This window comes from Nocardia sp. NPDC059240 (genome assembly GCF_042753865.1).
GTDB lineage: Bacteria > Actinomycetota > Actinomycetes > Mycobacteriales > Mycobacteriaceae > Nocardia.
The window spans coordinates 112681-130654 of the sequence record NZ_JBHZAC010000002.1; the positions used below are offsets into that span (position 1 = coordinate 112681).

The following is a 17974-nucleotide window of genomic DNA, read 5'->3' on the forward strand; positions in this document are numbered from 1 at the left end:
ATCAGCGCTTCGAGTACTGAGGCGCCTTACGGGCCTTCTTGAGGCCGTACTTCTTACGCTCGGTGGCACGCGGGTCACGAGTCAGGAAGCCGGCACGCTTGAGGGCGGGACGGTCGTCCGGGGTGACCTCGATGAGGGCACGCGCGATGGCGAGGCGCAGGGCGCCGGCCTGACCGGACGGGCCACCACCGACGAGGCGGGCGAAGATGTCGAAGGACTCGACACGCTCGACCGTGACCAGCGGGGACTTCACCAGCTGCTGGTGCACCTTGTTCGGGAAGTAATCCTCGATGGTGCGGCCGTTGAGCACGAAGTTGCCGGAACCCGGCACCAGGCGCACGCGGACCACGGCCTCCTTGCGGCGGCCGACGGTCTGCACCGGACGGTCGATCAGGACCGGCGCGGCGAAGGACTCGGTCTCGGTGTACTCGGCCTCGGCCTCGTAACCGTCACCCTCCTCGACGACCTCAACAGCGGTGTCCTCGACGACGTAGCCGTCCTCGTTGAATTCTTCGGGAGCGGTCACTGGGCCACCTGCTTGATCTCGAAGGGGATGGGCTGCTGGGCGGCGTGCGGGTGGTTCGGGCCCGCGTAGACCTTCAGCTTGCCGATGATCTGGTTGCCCAGCTTGTTCTTCGGGATCATGCCCTTGACGGCACGCTCGACCAGACGGTCGGGGCGGGTGTCCAGGATCTGGCCCACGGTACGGCCCTTCAGACCACCCGGGTGGCCGGAGTGGGTGTAGAGGACCTTGTCCTGCCGCTTGTTGCCGGAGATGGCAACCTTCTCGGCATTGATGATGATGACGAAGTCGCCACCGTCAACGTTCGGAGCGTAGGTCGGCTTGTTCTTGCCGCGCAGGATATTTGCAGCCTGCACGGAAAGACGGCCGAGCACTACGTCAGTGGCGTCGATGACGTACCACTTGCGGGTCACGTCACCGCCCTTGGGGCTGTACGTAGGCACAGTGCATCCCTGTCTGTCGTAGGTTTTGCCAACCACAGCGTGCGGTCGAGCTGATTCCCGGCGGCTGGTGGAGACCCGGGGCCCGTGCGACAACCGGTTTCCCGGCCGTACCGCACACCAACGAAGCACCTTACCAGCGCCGGTACGCACACCCGAATCCGGTCCGGAGGACGACGATTCGACGTCCGATAGTGATCCAGATCACGCAGTAAGCGGAATACCCACCTCCGCTACGGGCATTGTAGTGAGGACCGGGACCGCCACGGCGGTTGAGCAGTCGCAGTGCCATTGGAGGTCGCGATGACGATCGACATTCATCCGAGCCGCCCGCAGACCGGAGTGGGCCGACCGCGCGTCGATGTCCCGCAGCCACATCCGCATGCCCGCGCGCTGCGCCGGACGCTGCTCGCCGTGGTGACCGGAAGCCTGGTGTTCCTCATCCCGTGGATCGCGTATCTCTCCGTCAGCCTGCCCTCGCGGCGGGAGGTGAACCAGTGGGATATCGCGTGGGTGGGATTCGACTTCGCACTCGTCGGAGCGATCGGCATGACCGCCTGGTACGCCTGGCGGCGACGGCAGATCTTCATCCCGTGGGCGATGATCACCGGCACGCTGCTGGTCTGTGATGCCTGGTTCGACATCGTGCTGGATTGGAACACCCCGGAACTGTGGTTCTCGGTGCTCTCCGCGGGCATCGGTGAACTGCCGCTGGCCGCGACCCTGTTCTTCGCGGCCCGGCGACTACGCCAGGCCACGGTCGACCGCGCCTGGGCGCTGACCGGCCACACCGGACCGGCACCTCGGATCTCACAGATCGAGTTGCTGGCCGCGGCGGGCTGGGTACGAAGCTCGGAGTTGCTGCCGGGCTCAGATGTGCAGTGGCGGGCCGGGATCGATGCCGCGCACGGGTCCGGGAACGGTGTAGCGAAGCGTGTCGATGCCGAAGCGTAGGCAGTCCAGGTTCCGCGGATCACCGATCGTGGCGATACCCGTGGCCGGTAGACCCGAGACCGACGGGGTCACCGCGCAGGATTGACCGACCGGGTGCAGCGCACCGGCACCTACCTGAATCACGGTGTCGGACACCGGAGCCGCGGTGGAGTGCGCGGCACCGTCGGAATGGATGCCCAGCACCGACAGGGCCGCCGCGCCGATGATGATCGGCGCGCCGAACGGCTTGCGCATCTTGTTCCAGAGCTTGCCCTTGCGCGGCTTGCGCTCGGAGTCGGATTCCGAATCCGACTGGCCTGCGGCATCTTCCGGCGATTGCGGATTCGACTGACGCGCCCCCGTGGACATCGACCCACCGTACATCGCGCCGGGCTGACCAGGAGCGTTTCCGCCGGATCCAGCAAAACTCCCGCGACCCGAACCGGACGAATCCCCTTCGGGGCCATAGCCACCGGCCGGGCCCGAAGCACCGTATCCACCCTGACCGTAGCCGCCCTGCTGCCCGTAACCAGGAGTCGAGCCATAGCCTCCGGCCTGGCCATACTGCCCACCGGCACCCGGCTGGCCGACAGCCGGTCCGTACGGACCGGAACCGCCCTGCGCGCCCGCCTCGGATCCTGGAGCATTTGCCGGACCGTAGCCCTGACCGCCCTGATAACCGGGAGCGCCCGGCGCGGATTGACCTGCCGCACCGTAGGAACCACCAGGTCCGTACGTGCCGCCCGGCCCGTAGCCCTGCTGACCACCGGACTGGCCATAGCCGCCGGCCTGCCCGTACGCGGCCTGCTGACCGGCCGCTCCGTATCCGCCCTGCGGCCCGTACGTACCGCCTTGACCACCCGGCTGACCTTGACCACCGGACTGCCCCTGGCCGCCCTGCTGACCTTGGCCGCCTGGACCGTACGCACCCGCACCGGCTTCCGAACCCTGTTGCCCGGCCCCGGAACTCGTGCCGTACCCGCCGGGCTGGCCGGTCCCGGCGCTACCGAGCACCTCGCGGCCCACGACGGCGGTCATCTGATCATCGGCCGGTGAGCCCGGTGGCCGCATGAACCGGCCGCCCACACCTTCCAGTCCGGGTGGCAGGGTGCCGCGGCCGGCCGAATCGGCGGACGTCTCACCCGAAACCCCTTGGCTCGCATCACCGCCGCCCTGCTGTCCGGCCTCCGGAGCCTCGTGGCGGCCGTGCGCGAAGAGTCCTGCCGCCGAGGTTCCGGAGATACCGGCCTGTGCGGCCAGCCGTGCGATCTCCTCGGCCGTCATGCGCTGGGTCAGCCCGCCGGGCCCGGTGGGTGCGCCCGCGCCGGTATCCGTCCCACCCGCGGCGGCTACCGCCGCGGCATCGGTTGCGGCGGCCGGACCGGCGACCGGCTGCGGTCCGGTCCCGGTCGCCCGGGCGGATTGCGCCTTGAAGGCTGCGGCCTCTTCGGCGGTGATGCGATGGGTCTGCTCCACCGAATTCGCGGCTTGCGCGCCGACCGATTGCGCGGCGGCCGGGTCGATGACCGGCTGTGCGCCCGTGGCGGGTCCGGCGGATCCCGTTCGGGGCGTGGCGGATTCGGGCGTGGGCGGTGAATCCATGTGCCGGGGAACGAGTTCCGGCTGTTGCGCCAAGGGCTCCGGCTGCCGCTGCAGCGGCTGGCCCGAGCCGGCGGGAACGTGGCGTGGCCCCTGCTCGACCGGGCGGGAATCCGCCGCCTGGGCAGCACCACCGGACGCCTGGGCAGCACCACCGGAGGACTGGGCCCCGCTCGCGGCCGGGCGGTCGTAGGCCGGGTCGCCTTCGCTGTCGGCGACCAGCAGATGGGTCGCACCGAGTACGAGGGCGTGCATGGGGTGATCGGCGACCTGGAAGCGGTGGCCGAGATGGTTCTGGAAGGCCAGCCGCAGCGCGTCGTTGAAGCAGACATTGCCGGTGAGCAGCACCGTGGAGGTGTCGGCATTGATGGCGCGGGCCGCGGCCATCACCTCGATGACCACGTTGTCGGCGGCGCGCGCTTCGTGCAGCGCCTCGGCGGTGATGGCGACGCTGACCGATTCGGTCGGCTGATCGTCATCCCCGTGCACCGCGACCACCAGGCATTCGCGACCGTCGGAGTAGACGCCGACCGCGCCGACCGCCGCGCCGCGACCGGGCGCACGCACCAGGCCGAGGGCCCGCACATAGCCGGAGAGCGCCACCGATTCGGGCAGTGGTTCGGCGGAGACGCCGAGTTGCTCGACCAGGCGCACGAATTCGTCGACCTTGGGGTCGGGCCATTCGTCGGGGAAGGGCAGCGCCACCACATCCGCCGGGCCGCCGAAGCGTTCGACGATGGAGGCGAGCGGATTGTGCATGCGCGCCCGGAACACCAGTTCGGCGGGCCAGGTCGCCCCGGCCACCACGATCTGCGGGTGCCCGATGATGTCGCGCACATCGGAGATGGCGATGCCGACGTCGGGACGCCGGTCCACGCCGGCGGTGTGCAACCGGCCGGACGAATCCGCCAGTAGGTAGGCGGGTGGTGTGTATGAGCCTTCGACCTGGACCGGGCGTATGGGTGAGCCGCCGCCTCCGGCGGCCACCGACACCACGTCCCAGCCGAGATGCACTGCCCCAACTCGAGCCGTCACGCCCATCAGTCTGCCTGCTCGCTCCGCCGCGCGCGCGACCGATTCCACACTTCGCACCCCCGCCTGCACGAATCCCCGATCACGCAGCCGACTTCTTCAGGCGCAGACGCGACCAGGTGAACAGCGCCAGCAGCACCGTGATCAGGACCAGCACGCCGATATCCAGTGACCAGGCGGCCACCGTGTGCTTCCAGAAATGGTCCTTCTGCGCCGCATCGGAGGCCGACAGGTCGGGCAGATTGACGGTGGACGCACCGGCGGAATAGCCCCAGCGCGACGGGAACAGCCACGAGATCTGGTCCAGCACAGCGCGACCCGTCACCGGGATCAGGCCACCCGCCATCACCAGCTGCGCCATGATGATCACCACGAGCAGCGGCATCACCTGTTCGTTGGAGCGGGCCAGCGCCGAGAGCGCGAGGCCGAGCACCACGCAGCAGACCGCGGTGAGCGCCACGTCGAGGTAGAGCTCCGCGGGCCCGTTCGGGATCACCGAACCCTTGCTCGGCGGCTTCTTCACCACCAGCACGATGCCGATCATGACCGCCGACTGCAGCATCGCCGCGAGACTGAACACGACGACCTTGGACATCAGGTAGGAGCCGGAACGCAATCCGACCGCGCGTTCCCGGAAGTAGATGGGTCGCTCACCGACCAGGTCACGCACGGTGAGCGCGACGCCCAGGAAGCACGCGCCCAGAATGAGCACCACCAGCAGCTGTTGCGCCTCACCGTTGTTGGCGCGCACGAAACTGCCGTCCGGCGCCTGCACGAATCCGACCGATTCGAACCCGTTCTTGCCCGGCACCACCAGCGACAGTCCGGCCAGTACGAACGGCAGGACGACGAGGAATGCGAGATAGCCGCGGTCGGCGAAGATGAGCCGCAACTGCCGGCGGAACAGGGTCGAGAACTGTTTGACCGGACTGGATTTCGGCGCCTTGGCCCGCTCGACCGGTTTGACCGGCGCGGGCGGTTCCGCAAACGCTTGCCGCGAACGGAAATTCGCGAAGGCCCGGTCCGGGTCGTCGGCGACCCGGCCGAAGATCTCGGCCCAGTCGCTGGTTCCCATCACATGCCCGACACTGCCCGGATGCCCGCAGAACGCGGTCTTGCCGCCCGGCGCGAGCAGCAGCACCTGATCGCACATGTCCAGGCAGGCGACCGAGTGGGTGACCACGATGACGGTGCGCCCGGCGTCGGCCAGTTCCCGCAGCATGGTCATGACCTGCCGGTCCAGCGCCGGATCCAGGCCGGAGGTGGGTTCGTCCAGGATGAGCAGCGAGGGACCGGTGAGCAGTTCCATGGCCACCGAGGCGCGCTTGCGCTGACCGCCGGAGAGCCGGTCCACCCGGGTGTCGGCGTGCTGGGTGAGCGAAAGCTCCTTCAGCACATCCTCGATCACCTGTTTGCGGTCGGCCTTGCTGGTGTCCGGGGGCAGCCGCAGCTGGGCGGCGAAGTTGAGCGCCTGCTTGACGGTGAGCTGCCGGTGCAGCACGTCGTCCTGCGGCACCATGCCGATGCGGGAGCGCAGCGCCTCGTACTCGGCGTGCAGGTTGCGGCCCTCGAAGGTGACCACGCCCGCGGACGGATGCGTGGTTCCCGCAATGAGTTTCGACAGCGTCGACTTGCCGGCACCGGAAGGTCCGATGAGCGCGGTCAGCGAGCCGCGCCCGGCTTGCATGTTCACATCGACGAGCAACTGCTTGTTGCCCTCGACGGTGAACGAGACGCCGTGCACGTGCAGGCCCTGTTCCGCGACCGGCCGCTGCCGGTGCACCAGGGTGCCTTCCTGCACCACGAAGTCGATATTGCCGATCGTGACGATGTCACGTTCGCGCAGCAGCGCCCGCTGTTCGCGGCGGCCGTTGACGAAGGTGCCGTTGGCCGAGTTCAGGTCCTCGATGGCCAGGCCCTGGCGGTCCGGCACCAGGCGCGCGTGATTGCGCGAGGCCATCGGATCGTTGACCACGATCTGGTTATCGCTGGTACGGCCGATGTTCAGGCCCTCGCGCGGAATCCGGTCGGCGCGCGCCATGGCGGCGGTGGAGGCGCGGGCCCGGATCGGCGGCAGCGCGGAGGTGTCCGCCTTGGTGGTCATGTTGATGGGGTCGCTCGCGGGCGACGGCGTATTGACCGGCGGGCGAACCACATTCGCGGGCGGCGGGGTGGGCCGCTGCTGGGCCTGGTTCGGCTGCTGATGCTGCGGACCGGGCGTGGGCCGGTTCGGATTCGGCCGCTGGACCGGATTCGGATTCGGCTGGGCGACATTGGGCTGGACCGGATTCGGCTGCTGCCACGCCTGCTGCGGGTTGGGCCGCTGCGACTGCACGGGCGGGCGCTGCGGATAGGGCTGCGGCTGCCCGGCCTGGGGCTGTGGCCGCGACGGCGGCCGGTTCGGCGGCGGCATCACGTTCGGGCGCTGCGGTTGTGGCTGCGGCGTCGGCGTGGCCGCGCGGGCGGCCTGCGGCAGCAGGTGCAGCAGCGGCCCGCTGATTGCGTCACCGAGGCGCACCTGGGTGGGCCGGTTGATGACCAGCGGCGTCGTCAGGCGGCGGGCATCCACGAAAACACCGTTGGTGCTGCCGTTGTCGGTGAGCATCCACGACCCGGCCTCGTAGCTGAGGATGGCGTGCACCCGGGACACCAGCGGGCTGTCGACGAACAGCGTCACCTCCGGCGCCCGGCCCATGGTGATCTGTTGTGTCGCGTCGAAGACCCGATCGGTTCCATCATGACGCACGGTGATCTGCTGCGCCCCCGGTGAAGACATGGCTGGATAATAAGCGAAGCCCCCGGAGTCCGGCGTTGCCCTTATCGGCAACCAGCCCGATAACGGGACAGTGATTCGACCGCTTTGCGAGGGAGTGCCAGTGCGGAGACGCCAGGGGGAGGCCGTGCGCACGCGCCGGTTCGGGGGAATTCGGCGCCTGCTCGTGGTGACCGGCGTGCTGGTGGTGGCGGTCGCACTCTTGTCCGGATGTACACGAAGTATTCATGGACGGGCGGTTTCCATCTACGACGATCCGTTCAAGGTGGCCGGTCTGCCCACGACGAGCGGACCCAACGGCCCCCGTGCCGGTGCCGCGGATTCGCCGCTGACCGCACAGGATTCCGATAACGGTCAGATAGACCATCTGGTGCTGAACGCGCTCGACGACATCCAGACCTATTGGCAGGGCGAGTTCCCGCTGGAGTTCGGCGGCACCTTCGCGCCGGTCACCAAGTTCATCTCCTGGAGTGCCAAGACGCCGCGGTCGCAGGCCGGGCAGTTCTGCGGCGAGTCCAGTTACCGGCTCGTCAATGCGGCCTATTGCCGACTGGACGGTTCGGTTGGCTGGGATCGCGGCGTCCTGCTGCCCGCGGTGGCCGACGAGTTCGGGAAGATGTCGGTGGTGATGGTGCTGGCCCACGAGTACGGGCACGCCATCCAGGAGATGGCCAAGCTCGTTGGCCGCCGCACCCCGACCATCGTCAAGGAGCAGCAGGCCGACTGTTTCGCGGGCGCGTTCATCCGGAATGTGGCCGAGGGCAAGGCGAAACACTTCACCATCAACACCTCCGACGGCCTCAATCAGGTGCTGGCCGCCACGGTCGCCTTCCGGGACGAGAACCCCGATGATCCGCAGAGCGTGCACGGTTCGGCCTTCCAGCGGGTGACCGCGGTACAGATCGGCTTCACCGACGGGCCGAAGGGCTGCCAGGGCATCGACCAGAACGAGATCGACCGGCGCAGTGTCAACCTGCCGCAGGGCAATGGCGATGGCGGACAGGCCAACTCGGAGGTGAACCAGTCCAATCTGCGGCAGCTGGCCACCGATATGGCCGCCATCCTGCCCATTCCGGACGAGCCCAAGTACAGCTACGACACCGCGAAACTGAACTGCCGCAACGCCGCCGACACCGCGCCCGTCACCTATTGCCCCGCAACCAATCTCATCGGCACCGATGTACCCGCCCTGCACGACCGCGGCGTCTCGAACGCCGACGACGAGGGTCTGCCCACCAATGTGACCGGCAGTTACAGCGCGTACATCGTCTTCATCTCCCGCTACACGCTGGCCGTGCAGCACGCGGTCGGGCAGGCGCTCACCGGCGCCAAGACGGGGCTGCGAGCGGCCTGCCTGTCAGGAGTGATCACCGCCAAACTGGCCGACCCCAACCACAAGTCGCCGAGCGGCATCACCCTGACCTCGGGCGATATCGACGAGGCGGTCTCGGGTCTGCTCTCCGATGGCCTGGCCGCCAGCGACACCAACGGCAACACCGTGCCGAGCGGTTTCTCCCGCGTGGACGCCTTCCGCGCGGGCGTGCTTGGCGACCAAACCACCTGCGCCGCACGGTATTCGTAGCCGCCGCGGAACCTTCAGCCGAAGGGCGGGGGTGCGACCGGTTCGAGGCGCAGCACGCGGTTGCCGAGCATGAGTTCGGTGCCGGGGACGAGGGTGCAGGGCTGATTGGGTTGCAGCCGAACCCAATCGCGGTAGCCGGGCGGGCGGATGCGGGTGCCGTTGGTGGAGCCCAGGTCGATGAGGGTGATATCCCAGTTGACCAGCCGGATTTCGGCGTGGACGCGGGACATGCCGCCGGAGTTGTCGTCGATGCGCAACGGCGCCAAGCCTGCTCGCGTGGCATCGGAGTGTTCCGGATCGCGGCCGACCACAGCGTCGGCGGTCACCATGTAGGTCATGCCGTCGTCGAGCACCAGCATGCCCAGCGGCGGCCGGATCACCTCGGCCACGTGCTGGGTCTGATCCACCGGCATACCGCACACCGTGCAGAAGGCGGCCCGCGGATCGCTGGGATGCGCCCGCGCGCACTTGAATCCGAGCACCTTCACGGTGAGGGCATTGACCTTGGCGGTCTGCTCGAGCCGTCGTTGCAGGTCCGGGTCCGGCTTGGGCGCGGGATTGGTGCCGGCGGTCTCGTTCGGATTGCCCGCCTCGGTGGGCGCGTGATGCAGGTCGAGACCCTCGGTGACCGGGTCGGCCGGAATCAGCGCGGCGAGGTCGGGATCCATCCCGGGCAGTAGCCGGTTGGAGGTGCGGGTCGGAATCAGGTTGGGGTCCAGGGGAATCGGCTCGGGCTGCGGATCGTGCTCCGGTTCCCAGGTGGCTTCCAGGTCGCGGTCGGCGTGCCGATCCCGATCGGAGTCGAAGGCCGCCGTCGGCGGCGGTTCCACGTCGCGCTGCCGCGCCGGGGCCGGACGCGGCTGCGGCCGTGACAACACGGGTTCGCCCTCGAACCACACCACCGCGCCCGCGGCGGGCGCGAGTCCCTCGATGAGCGAACCGATTCCGCGCTCGGGTAGTTCGGGTGGCCGCGACCGGTTCTCGTCGATGAACAGCGCCACCGCCCGGGTCGGCGGCGCGGCCACCCGATCCACGGTGAAGGCGGCATCACTGCCGCGGTAGTACTCGACCGCGTTCCCGGCCAGCACCGCCGTCACCGAACCGTGCAGGAAGATCGCGACGCCCCCGCTGTCGGAGGCGCACAGGATGCCGAATTCGATCGGCTCGCCGGGCGAGATGCGCTCGGCCTCCTTCATCAGCCAGCGGGTGGCCTGGCGGGCCACCAGCCGTCCCGGCCCCTGGGGCGACAGTTCGGTGGCGTCGGCGACCAGATCGCCCAGCGCCCGCGCCGCGATCACGGCCCGTGATTCGGGGGTGAGTTTCCCGCGCTCGCGATGCGCGACCAGGATGACCGCGCCGGCCACCCGGCTCAGCACATGGTCGCCCGCGACCACCTCGACCTGCCGATCCATCACAGCAACCGGCCCCCGGGGACTCTGCGGCTCGGGATGTTCAGCACGCAACCAGGTTACGTGGGCCCCTTCGGCGTACGCCGCTGTGGACCGGGCGGTCCAGTATGCTGCCGCTTGCAGGGCAGATCACCGATACATCCAGGGGAGCTTTATTCATGGCGATGAGTCCCGGCACCATCGTCGGCGGCTACCGGATCGTGCGGGTGCTCGGGGCCGGGGGAATGGGCACCGTCTACCTCGCCAAACACCCGCAACTGCCGCGCATGGACGCGCTCAAGGTGCTCTCGGCCGACCTGACCACCAATGAGGAGTTCCGGGGTCGCTTCGAACGCGAGGCGAATGTGGTTGCGGGCATGGACCACCCGAATATCGTCGCCGTGCACAATCGCGGTGAGGAGAACGGGCAGCTCTGGATCGCCATGCAGTACGTCGAGGGCACCGATGCCTCGGCGGAACTCAAACGGGATCCGACCGCCGTTCCGCCGCTGCGCGCCCTGTCGATCGTCACCCAGATCGGCCGCGGCCTGGACTACGCGCACCGCCGCGGCCTGCTGCACCGGGATGTGAAGCCCGCCAACTTCCTGCTCTCGAGCGCCGGCGGCGAGGACGAACGCGCCCTGCTCGCCGACTTCGGCGTCGCCAAATCCGCCGAAGACACCGTCGAGCTCACCCAGACCGGCAGCTTCGTCGCCACCATCGCCTACGCGCCGCCGGAGCAGCTGGCCGGGCAGCCGCTGGATCACCGCGCCGACATCTACAGCCTCGGCTGCGCCTTCTTCAAGCTGCTGACCGGCCGGAACCCTTATCCCGCAACACAACCGGCGCTGGTCATGATGGGCCACCTGCACGAGCCGCCGCCGCGCGCCACCGACGTCAACCCGCATCTCCCCGCAGCTCTCGACGCGGTGTTCGCGCGGGTGATGGCCAAGAATCCCGCCGACCGCTACAACTCCTGCCGCGATTTCGCCGAGGCCGCGGCCGCCGCGCTGGTACCCGGCTACATGCCGGTGTCCACCACCACCTCACCCACCTACCCGATCCAGGTGGCCCCGCCCGCCATGCTGCGGCCGGGCGGCGAAACCCTCACCGGGATACCGGTTTCCACGCCAGAGCTCACCGAGACGGGACGGCCGTCGCGTAACCGGCTCTACATCGGTCTCGGTGCCGCGGTGGTGGCGGTGGCGCTGGCTGTCGGTATCGGCATCGTGGCCAGCGGCGGCAGCGGAAGCAACAGCGCGGCAGTGACTTCCACCAACTCCCCCGCCGCCACGGCGGTCGATCCGAACCTGAGCCCGGTCGACAAGGCGCGCAAGGACAATCCCGCCTTCCAGGGCAAGACCGTCACCATGGTCGACGTGACCGGCGCGCAGTTCAGCACCAAATACAGCATCTACCTGGCCGGTTCCGATCAGGCGAAGTTCCTCGACAGCCTCGGATTCGTCTACAACAGCCAGTACCAGCCGACCGGCGACGAGACCTCGCCCCGGCCCGCCGACGGCTGGGGGTCGCTGAAGGTGCCCGACGATTCCTACATCATCGCCGTGCGCAGCGACGAAAAGGCCGGGGGCGGTGGGCTGCTCGGCCTGCCCAGCGAGATCACCAGCTCGCGGGCCATCGTCATCCCGCTCGACGACGCGGCCGCCGTGGCCGCGGTCCGCGGCTGGACACCGGATTCGTCACAGACCCTGGTCGCCAAGCTGGTTCCGGTGCTGCACAACCGGATCAAGTAGGGTTACGCCGAAAGCTTTTCCGGAGGGGGAACTCCATGCGCAACCTGTTGCGCGCCGTCATGTCCGCGACTGTAGCTGTATCGGTCGTGCTGACGGCTGCGTGCGGCTCCCACACCGCGACCGGTCCCGTCGAGCCGACCGAACCCGCCATCGACCTGTCCAAGCTGGACACCGGGAACATGGCGACCAAGCCCAAGGCGTACGGCACCGCGGTCAATCTGGATCAGGCCAAGGCGCTGGAGGCGGAGCGGCTCGCGAATTACCTTCCCCTGCCTGCGGATATCGATCCCGCGTTGCAGTATCCGGCGGCCCCCGCCACAGCGGACATTCGCACCTTCGTGAACTTCGGCTCGGGCGCGATGGCCGGTCGAATGGATGCCGACCCGAACGCGATGAACGACGCGGCCAAGGGATTCCTCTCGGCCTTCGTGACGGCGGGGCGATCCGAAAAAGAGGAGGACCTGTCCTACTACCTCGAGAATGTGGTGCTGCTGTTCACCGATGACACCTCCGCCGCCGACGCGGCGCAGGCGCTCGGCCGGACCGAGATGGCCGCGAATTCCGACGACGAGCAGATCACGGTCGACGGATATCCCAAGGCCTTCGCCTACGTCACCAATGACGAGCACAGCTACCAGCGGGGCTGCCTGTTCTCCTGGTACGCCACCGGACGATTCGTCATCTACACGCGCGTCATCGACAGCGTGATGAATACCCTGAAGACGCGGGATCTCCCCAAGCTCGTCGGGCATCTGCAACGCAGCCTCGAGGTCATCCCGCCGGCCTTGGCCAAGTTTCCGGCCACCCCGCAGGACAAACTGATGGAGCTGGCGATCGACCCGGACCGGGTGATCGCCCGGGCGTTGCACACCATCCTGGATGATCCCGGCCAGGCCGGAATTCCCGGCGTCTACGACCTGCACGGCGGACTGCAATTGGTCCAGGGCCCCGATTCGGCGAAATTGCTCGGGGACGCGGGCGTGGATCGTGTGGCATGGAAGGGCAACTTCCTCTATCGCGCTCGCGATGCGGCCGGAGCGGCCCTGATCGTCGCCGACCACAGCGAGACCAGCCACACCTTCATCCACGCCGATTCGCCCCCGAACCTGCCGAATGCGGTGTGCCGCAAATACATCGGTCCTTCGTTCGCCGCCATCCCCTATTACTGCTTCGTGTGGCACGACCGCTACGCGGCCGAGGTGTCCGCCGGTCAGCTACAAGATGCCCAGCAGCGGATCTCGGCGCAGTACGCCATGCTGGTCAACCCTTTCTGACGAAGTACCGAGGTAGCCGGAAATGCTTGCACGCCGAATTCGCTGGGCCGCCCTGGCAATTGCCGCCGCGGCCCTGACCGGGTGCGCGACCCACGTGAACGGCAGCCCGGTGCCCGGTGAAATAGACGTCCGCACACTGGATGTCGGCAACTACGCCACCTCCCCGCTGGAAGTGCGCTACCACATGTATCGGAGCGTCGATAACACCACGGTGCTCGCGGAAATGCGTCTGGACGGTGCCGTCGTGACCGGGCCGGAAATCGACCCGCGGCTCACATACGGACTCGGCTACAAGGCTTTCAGCGATCCCGACGATGGCACGGGCGTACTGCACATGCCCGGCGCGACGACCGCGCTGAAGGATGACGGCCTCATGTTCGGCCTCTCGACCAGCGCCGCGGAGTCGAATCCCGACGACCCCGGCAGCCACCTGAGCGACGGCGCGGTGGCCAAGGTCGTCGTCATGCAGTTTCCGGACGAGGCTGCCGCGACCAAGGCCGCCGCGGATCTCGAGGCCGCCGACTTCGCCATCGCCGCCGCTGCCAACCAGGCGGTCGTCCTGCCGAAATATCCCACCGCCCACGCACATTGGCGACCGGGCATCGCGACGATCGGATCGTATGTCGCACACGGCGATTACGTGATCAACGCGGTCGCCGGGGTCAAGGATGTCGACCTGGGCCAGCTGACCGGACTCGTCCAGCAGATCTTCGACGCCCAACTGCCTTTGTTGGATGCCCTGAAACCGCTGGACCGCGAGGCCATATTGCGCCTGAAAGACGATCCCGACGACATGCTGCGGCAAACCCTCAATATCGACGGCATGGGCATTCCCGACTTCGAGTCCCAATTCGCTTCCAGCACAAGGGGATTCCTGCATCATGTTACAGACGAGAAGTATTGGCGGAACCTGCTGGGCGCGAACGGCGTGGACAGCTATTCCCAGAGCGGCTTCTCCAGCTCCGGTATCACGATGCTCTTCCGCGCCCGTGACGCGCACGCGGCCGCGCAATTGTCCGCCGTCGCACTGCAACCGGCCTTTCCGGGCGCGGCCGAGGCCCCACCGCAGGTACCCGAGGCCACCTGCGGTGAAGGCAAGACGGTCGACGATTACAGCAAGAAGCGGTACCGCTGCGCCGTCCACTACGGCCGGTACGTGGCACTGGTGGAATCCGACCAGTTGACCGATGTCCATCAGCGAGCGGCCGCTCAGTACGCCCTCATGGCCAACAGCACCTGGTAGCCGTAGGGTGTTGCCCGATCGTTTGCTCAGGGAGGGGAAGCATGGGCAGGGCACGACAAGCAGCACTGACGGCCGCGATAGCGCTGACGGTGGGGATGACGGCGGCCTGCGGTTCCGGCACCGATTCGACGCCGGCCACGCCCACCGAACCCGCCGTCGACCTGTCCAAGCTCGACACCGGAAACCTGCCGACCCAGCCCAAGCATTACGACAACGCGAGCGACCCGGATCTGGCCCGGATCGTCCAGGCCGAACGGCTGGCCAACTACATTCCGCTGCCGTCGGAGGTGAACCCCGAGGTCAAGTACCCGGACGCGGCGGTGAACGGCGCCATCCGCCCGTTCATCGATTTCGGTTCCAACGCCATGAAACTGCGCGCGAACGCCAAGGCCGACGTGCTGCGGGACGCGGCCCCGGGATTCATCGCGGGCTTCGTCACCACCGGTGACTCCGAATTGCTCACCGCCCCGGGCGCCGTCGGCTACGAACATTCGAACGTCGTACTGCTGTTCACCGATGACGCCGCGGCGACCGCCGCCGCCCAAGCTCTCGGCCAGGCCGACTTCGATGCCGTCGCGGGCAGTCAGCGTCTGCGGATCGACAAGTACCCGGACGCGTTCACCTACCTCGACACCCAGTACGACTTCAACGCGACTGTCCGATCGTGGTATGCCACAGGCAGATTCGTGCTGTTCACCTATGTCTGGGACGACGTGATGGCCCAGACCGGCATCAGCGATCCGGCCAAGCTCCTGGCCCGCACCCAGCTCGGACTCGACCTCATCCCGCCCGCGCTGGCCCGCTTCCCCGCCGTCCCATCCGATCAGATGACCGAACAACCCGTCGACCTGGACGGAGTCCTGGGCCGCTCGCTGCCCACCGTGGGCGACGACCAGTCCCAACGCGGCATTCCCGGCGTCTACGACCGGCACGGCGGGCTCCAATTCTTCCCCGGTGACGACAATGCGGCCTTGTTCGACAAGGCGGGTGTCGACCGGGTGGCGTTCAACGGCGGCAACCTCTTCCGTGCCCGCGACGATGCGGGCGCGGCGGCGATCGTCACGGCGCGCAGCGAGACATCCCGGGTCTTCCGGCCCGCCGATCCACCCGTGAATCTGCCGAATGCCCAGTGCCGCAAGTATGTCGGTCCGATTCCCTTGTCGATCTCCTACTACTGCTTCGTCCGGCACGGACGGTTCGCCGCAGAGGTGTCGGCGGACCAGCTATTGGATGCCCAGCAGCGCATCTCGGCGCAGTACGCCAGGCTCGTCAACGCGGACCACTGAGGCGAGAAGGGAAAATTATGCTCTCGCAACGATTTCGAGTTGCCGCGCTGCTCCTGCTGACCGCCGTCGCGGTGGCGGGGTGCGGCACGACCGTCCAGGGCAGCGCCCATCCCGGGGAGATCGACGTCCGCACTCTGGATGTCGGTAAGTACTCCGTCGACCCGCTGGATCTGCGATACCTCTACTCCGCCAGGATGCGCAACGGACTCGAGCTGGCGGTCCAGCGTTTGGCCGACCATGTAGTCAACGCCTCGGACATCGACCCCGAATTCAAGTATGCGACAGGCTCACTGCCCTTTCACGATTCGGACGACGCCACCAAGGTGCTGGCCAAAGTGACGGCGCCGGTGCTCGATGCCGACAAGATGATGTTCGGTATCGCCGTGGGGCACAGCGAGAAACAGCCGGACCAGTCCGGCAAGGCACCCGACGACAGCGCCTTCACCACGGTGACGGTGATGCAGTTCCCCGACGCGGCGTCCGCGACGAAGGCCGCCGCGGATCTTGAGAACGCCGACTTCGGCGTGGCGGCGGATGTCAACCAGCACGTCTCGCTGCCGAAATATCCCGACGCGCACAGCCATTGGCTGCCCGGCGTGGCCAGCATCGGATCGGCCATCGCGCATGGCAACTATGTTGTGTATGCCTATCTCGGGACGAAGGATCCGGACCTTTCGGAATTGACGGCCCTTGCCGAAAAGGTCTACGACGCCCAGCTTCCGCTGCTGGATTCCTTGCCGCCCTTGGATCGTGAGGGCGTATTGCGACTGCCCTTCGACCCGGATGCGATGCTGCGGCGGACCCTCGAAACGCAGAACTACTTCGGCCCGGACTTCTCCGATAACGCCGTCGCGCAACCGCGTGGATTCCTGAATCGTGTAGGCAATCAAGATTTCTGGCGGCGGCTCATCACCGAAAGCGGACTGGATCGCTTCGCCACCTCCGGTGCGGACTATGACGGTGTCACGATGCTCTTCCGCACCCGGGACGCCAAGGCCGCACGAGATTTGGCGGCCGCCATTCTCGACCGCACCCATTCCGGTGTCGCGGACGCACCGTCCAGAGTTCCGGATGTGAAATGCGGGGAGAAGACCGACCAGAATCAGGGCGGCAGCCGGAACCGCTTCGAATGCATGATCAGCTATCGCAACTACACGGCCTCGGTCGAGGGGGATCAGCTCGCCGACGCCCACCAGCGAGCGGCCGCCCAGTACGCATTGTTGGCGAACAGCACCTGGTGAGAGGTTTGTGAGCTTCCTCTCGAGTGGAGGTTGTCACCCGTTTGCCGTCAGCACTGGTCAGCGATACCGATCCTTGGATAGTGTGCTGACGAATAGCTGTATCAGGGGTGGAACCGCCGGGCCGTGACCTACGTCTAAACACTGCGAACAGGTCCGTCCGCCCGCGAATCGAAAGGAGGCACCGTGGCCGGTGCATTCGAAGCCAGTAATGACCTCATCCAGGCCAAGGCCCAGGAATTCCAGAAGACGCACGAGATGCTGATGCACTCCATCGCCGATCTCAAGCGCGATGAGGACAGCATGGTGGCGGGCTCCAACTGGAAGGGCGGCGCCGCCGACGCGTTCAACGCGTTCATGCAGCGCTACTACTTCCAGGCCGACAAGATGAACGACAAGCTGATGCAGACCGCCGAGAACCTGATCAAGGCCGGTTCCAATTACGAGGACCACGACCAGGATTACAAGGCCAAGGTCAACGCGCAGATCTCCAGCCTCGATCTCCCGGCCGTCTAACCGGTCCGGCCTCCCTTCTTTCAGACATTTGGCAAAGGAATTCACCATGGCAGCAGCAGACGGCCAGATCATCTCCGCCCATTTCGAGGGTGTCGCCGACGGCGCGATGTCGATCATCAAGCGCGCCGAGGGCGTGCGCGATCAACTCGAGGCGTTCCACCGCAGCGTCGAGGAGTTCGTCCAGAACAACTGGAAGGGTGACGCCAACGACGCGTTCGCCGACCTCCAGCGCATGTGGAACCAGCACGTCGTCCAGCTCAACACCACCCTGAACGGCGCCGCCCAGCTCGTGCACACCGGCAACGCCGAACTCCAGATGAAGGACACGGCCCTCGCCGGTCTGTTCTGACGGAAACCCCAGAACTTCATAGCGAGCGGGCCCCGGCACTCTGC

The 17974-nt window shown here is 67.4% G+C and carries 14 protein-coding genes; 9 read left to right on the forward strand and 5 right to left on the reverse strand.

Translation table 11 applies throughout. The features are described 5' to 3' along the window. Nucleotide 1: 1 nt before the first annotated feature. Both rpsI and rplM read right to left on the reverse strand, forming a co-directional pair. Complete coding sequence (gene rpsI / locus ACFXHA_RS06490; RefSeq protein ID WP_379353672.1) at nucleotides 2-526, reverse strand: 30S ribosomal protein S9; 525 nt, start codon at nucleotides 524-526, stop codon at nucleotides 2-4. Then, nucleotides 523-966: a 50S ribosomal protein L13 gene (gene rplM / locus ACFXHA_RS06495; protein ID WP_213557937.1), complete on the reverse strand. Its 444-nt coding sequence runs from the start codon at nucleotides 964-966 to the stop codon at nucleotides 523-525. Before rplM ends, rpsI begins: the two co-directional genes overlap by 4 nt. Before the next feature lie 300 nt (nucleotides 967-1266). On the opposite strand from rplM, the gene ACFXHA_RS06500 reads away from it, so the two are divergent. Continuing rightward, a complete protein-coding gene (locus ACFXHA_RS06500) occupies nucleotides 1267-1917 on the forward strand; it encodes a hypothetical protein (RefSeq protein WP_379353673.1) in 651 nt (216 codons plus the stop codon). Here the strand turns inward: ACFXHA_RS06500 and ACFXHA_RS06505 are convergent. Both ACFXHA_RS06505 and ACFXHA_RS06510 read right to left on the reverse strand, forming a co-directional pair. Further along, a complete protein-coding gene (locus ACFXHA_RS06505) occupies nucleotides 1834-4530 on the reverse strand; it encodes a hypothetical protein (RefSeq protein ID WP_379353675.1) in 2697 nt (898 codons plus the stop codon). The two genes, ACFXHA_RS06500 and ACFXHA_RS06505, sit on opposite strands and share 84 nt — an antisense overlap. A 79-nt stretch (nucleotides 4531-4609) precedes the next feature. Then, nucleotides 4610-7303, reverse strand: a complete 2694-nt coding sequence (locus tag ACFXHA_RS06510; protein ID WP_379353677.1) for an ATP-binding cassette domain-containing protein — start codon at nucleotides 7301-7303, stop codon at nucleotides 4610-4612. 124 nt (nucleotides 7304-7427) lie between these two features. Here ACFXHA_RS06510 and ACFXHA_RS06515 point away from each other — a divergent pair, with 124 nt between their 5' ends. Beyond that, nucleotides 7428-8882, forward strand: a complete 1455-nt coding sequence (locus tag ACFXHA_RS06515) for a metallopeptidase (RefSeq protein WP_379354979.1) — start codon at nucleotides 7428-7430, stop codon at nucleotides 8880-8882. Between the two features lie 14 nt (nucleotides 8883-8896). Here the strand turns inward: ACFXHA_RS06515 and ACFXHA_RS06520 are convergent, their stop codons facing one another. Next, nucleotides 8897-10294 (reverse strand): FHA domain-containing protein, encoded by a 1398-nt coding sequence (locus ACFXHA_RS06520; protein WP_379353679.1) that lies wholly within the window; start codon nucleotides 10292-10294, stop codon nucleotides 8897-8899. 155 nt (nucleotides 10295-10449) lie between these two features. Between ACFXHA_RS06520 and ACFXHA_RS06525 the strand changes: the two genes are divergently transcribed. The 7 genes from ACFXHA_RS06525 (at nucleotide 10450) to ACFXHA_RS06555 (ending at nucleotide 17930) form a co-directional block, all read left to right on the forward strand. Next, the gene (locus ACFXHA_RS06525; protein ID WP_379353681.1) at nucleotides 10450-12024 is read left to right on the forward strand and encodes a serine/threonine-protein kinase; all 1575 of its coding nucleotides are present in this window, start codon (nucleotides 10450-10452) and stop codon (nucleotides 12022-12024) included. Nucleotides 12025-12059: 35 nt separating this feature from the next. After that, the gene (locus ACFXHA_RS06530; protein ID WP_379353683.1) at nucleotides 12060-13298 is read left to right on the forward strand and encodes a hypothetical protein; all 1239 of its coding nucleotides are present in this window, start codon (nucleotides 12060-12062) and stop codon (nucleotides 13296-13298) included. Between the two features lie 22 nt (nucleotides 13299-13320). Then, nucleotides 13321-14541 carry a hypothetical protein gene (locus tag ACFXHA_RS06535; RefSeq protein ID WP_379353685.1) on the forward strand — a complete coding sequence of 407 codons (1221 nt, stop codon included), beginning with the start codon at nucleotides 13321-13323 and terminating at the stop codon, nucleotides 14539-14541. A gap of 41 nt (nucleotides 14542-14582) precedes the next feature. After that, the gene (locus ACFXHA_RS06540; RefSeq protein WP_379353687.1) at nucleotides 14583-15827 is read left to right on the forward strand and encodes a hypothetical protein; all 1245 of its coding nucleotides are present in this window, start codon (nucleotides 14583-14585) and stop codon (nucleotides 15825-15827) included. A gap of 17 nt (nucleotides 15828-15844) precedes the next feature. Next, nucleotides 15845-17068: a hypothetical protein gene (locus ACFXHA_RS06545; RefSeq protein ID WP_379353689.1), complete on the forward strand. Its 1224-nt coding sequence runs from the start codon at nucleotides 15845-15847 to the stop codon at nucleotides 17066-17068. Between the two features lie 183 nt (nucleotides 17069-17251). Beyond that, on the forward strand, nucleotides 17252-17581 hold the full coding sequence (locus tag ACFXHA_RS06550) for a WXG100 family type VII secretion target (protein WP_379353690.1): 330 nt from the start codon (nucleotides 17252-17254) through the stop codon (nucleotides 17579-17581). Between the two features lie 46 nt (nucleotides 17582-17627). Then, nucleotides 17628-17930, forward strand: a complete 303-nt coding sequence (locus ACFXHA_RS06555; protein WP_379353692.1) for a WXG100 family type VII secretion target — start codon at nucleotides 17628-17630, stop codon at nucleotides 17928-17930. Nucleotides 17931-17974 lie beyond the last annotated feature (44 nt).